The sequence below is a fragment of the Pseudomonas sp. MD195_PC81_125 genome, assembly GCF_014060985.1.
GTDB lineage: Bacteria > Pseudomonadota > Gammaproteobacteria > Pseudomonadales > Pseudomonadaceae > Aquipseudomonas > Aquipseudomonas parakoreensis.
The window spans coordinates 1-2458 of sequence record NZ_JABULD010000514.1 but is presented as its reverse complement, the minus strand read 5'-3'; the positions used below and the strand labels follow the sequence as shown (position 1 = coordinate 2458).

General features: G+C 60.8%; 1 protein-coding gene. It reads left to right on the top strand.

What is annotated here, in order from left to right:
* Positions 1-110: 110 nt before the first annotated feature.
* The coding region (gene fecA / locus HT737_RS20540; protein WP_182403906.1) for a TonB-dependent Fe(3+) dicitrate receptor FecA at positions 111-2458 on the top strand (2348 nt) is incomplete at its 3' end.

The following is a 2458-nucleotide window of genomic DNA, read 5'->3' as shown; positions in this document are numbered from 1 at the left end:
CTGCCGAAGGCTGCGATCTTTTGCTCTCGAAAATAAATGAGCCGTTTTTCAGATCTGGCGTGACAGAGAAGGAAAGCCCCCTTGATTCAACCTTCTCAGGATCACCCTTCATGCACCCCACCCGCCTCACGCCACTGGCCCGCCACCTGCGCAACCTCGTACTGGGCGCCAGCCTGAGCTTCAGCGCTCTGCCAGCCATGGCCGCCGAAACCAAGGTTTACCACATCGCCCCGGCGTCGCTGGAAAACGCCCTCAACCAGTTTGGTCGTGAAGCCGGCGTGCTGATCTCCTTCGGTTCGCAGATCACCAGCGGCGTGCAAAGCCGTGGCCTGGAAGGCAGCTACACCGCCGCCCAAGGTCTCGATGCATTGCTCGAGGGCACCGGCCTGCAAGCCCGCGCCGAAGGTAACAACGCGTTCAGCCTGCAACCGGTCGGCGACACCGCGCTGGAGCTGGACGCCTCGAAAGTCGTCGGTGACTGGCTCGGTGACGCGGCGCAGGTCAACGTGTTCGAGCATCCGGGCGCCCGCGACGTGATCCGCCGTGAAGACTTCGAACGCCAAGGCGCGACCCAGGCGCGCGATGTACTCAACCGCATCCCCGGGGTCAACGCGCCGGAAAACAACGGCACCGGCAGCCACGACATGGCGCTGAACTTTGGCATTCGCGGTCTTAACCCGCGCCTGGCGGCGCGCTCGACGGTACTGATGGACGGCATTCCCGTGCCGTTCGCCCCTTACGGCCAGCCACAGTTGTCGTTTGCGCCGATCAGCATGGGCAACATGGACGCGGTGGATGTGGTGCGTGGCGGCGGCGCGGTGCGTTACGGCCCGCAAAACGTCGGCGGTGTGGTCAACTTCGTGACCCGCGCCATCCCCGATGAGCCGACGGTCAAGGGTGGGCTCCAGACAGAAACCAGTCCGTCGTCGAGCCATGACGGCTTCAAGACCAGCGCCAACCTGCTCGCGGGCGGCACCAATGACAATGGCCTGGGCGGCGCGCTGCTGTACTCCGGCACCCGGGGCGGCGACTGGCGTGAACACAGCGATACCGAGATCGACGACCTGATCCTCAAGGGCAAATACCAGCTCGACGAGGCCAACAGCTTCAACGCCATGGCCCAGTATTACGAGGGCAAGGCCGACATGCCCGGTGGCCTGAGCGTCGCCGATTACGATGCCAATCCGTACCAGTCGACGCGATTGAAAGACCAGTTCTGGGGTCGCCGGACGATGTTCAACTTTGGCTATCGCTATCAGGAAGATCGCCGCGAATTCACCGCCAACACCTTCTTCACCAAAACCCTGCGTAGCGGTTATCTGGATCAGGGCAGCTTTCTCTCGCTGTCGCCGCGCGAGTATTGGGTACGCGGTTTCGAAACGCGCTTCGCCCAAGGTTTTGATCTCGGCCCGACCAGCCATGAAGTCGGCGTCGGTTATCGCTACATCAACGAGGCTGGCCACGAGTTGCGCTATCGCACGCCGATCAGCAGCAACCAATACCCGACCACTAACAGCCGCAACGACCGCGACACCCGCGGTGGCACCGAAGCCAATGCGTTGTTCGTCGACGATCGCATCGACATCGGCAAATGGACCATCACCCCGGGCGTGCGCTACGAGATGATCGAGTCGCAGCAGACCAACAACCTGACCAACGTCAAATACCAAGGCGACTACAACACCGCGCTGCCGGCACTGAACGTGCTGTATCACCTGACTGACAGCTGGAATCTGTACGCCAACACCGAAGGCTCGTTCGGCAGCGTGCAGTACAGCCAGATGCCTAACCGCGTGAGCAGCGGCGAAGTGAAACCGGAGAAGGCTCGCACCTGGGAACTCGGCACCCGTTACGACAACGGTGCATTGCGCGCGGAGATCGGTGCATTTCTGATCAACTTCGACAACCAATACGAAAGCAACCAGACCAATGATTCAGTGATCGCCCGTGGCGAGACCCGCCATCAGGGAATCGAGACCAGCGTCAATTACGCACTGGATGACTTGAGCCCGGCACTGGCCGGTTTCGATGTGTACGCCACTTATGCCTATGTCGACGCGACCATCCGCGAAGACGGGCCGAACAAGGGCAACCGCGTACCGTTCTCCTCGAAACACAAAGGCACAATTGGCGTCGGTTACACCGAAGGGCCGTGGAAGCTCAACTTTGACAGCAGCTTCCAGAGCGACCAGTTCGCCGACAACGCCAACACCTCCAAGGAAAGTGCCGACGGCAGCACCGGCAAAATCCCCGGCTACATGCTGTTCAGCAGCCGCGCCGGTTACGACTTCGGCCCGCAACTGTCGGATCTGAACGTGGCAGTGGGGGTGAAGAACATCTTCAACACGCAGTACTTCACCCGCTCGTTTGACGACAACAACAAGGGCAAGTACGTCGGTGAACCGCGCACGGTGTATGTACAAACGTCTGTAGCTTTTCTAAAAAGAACTGTGGCGAG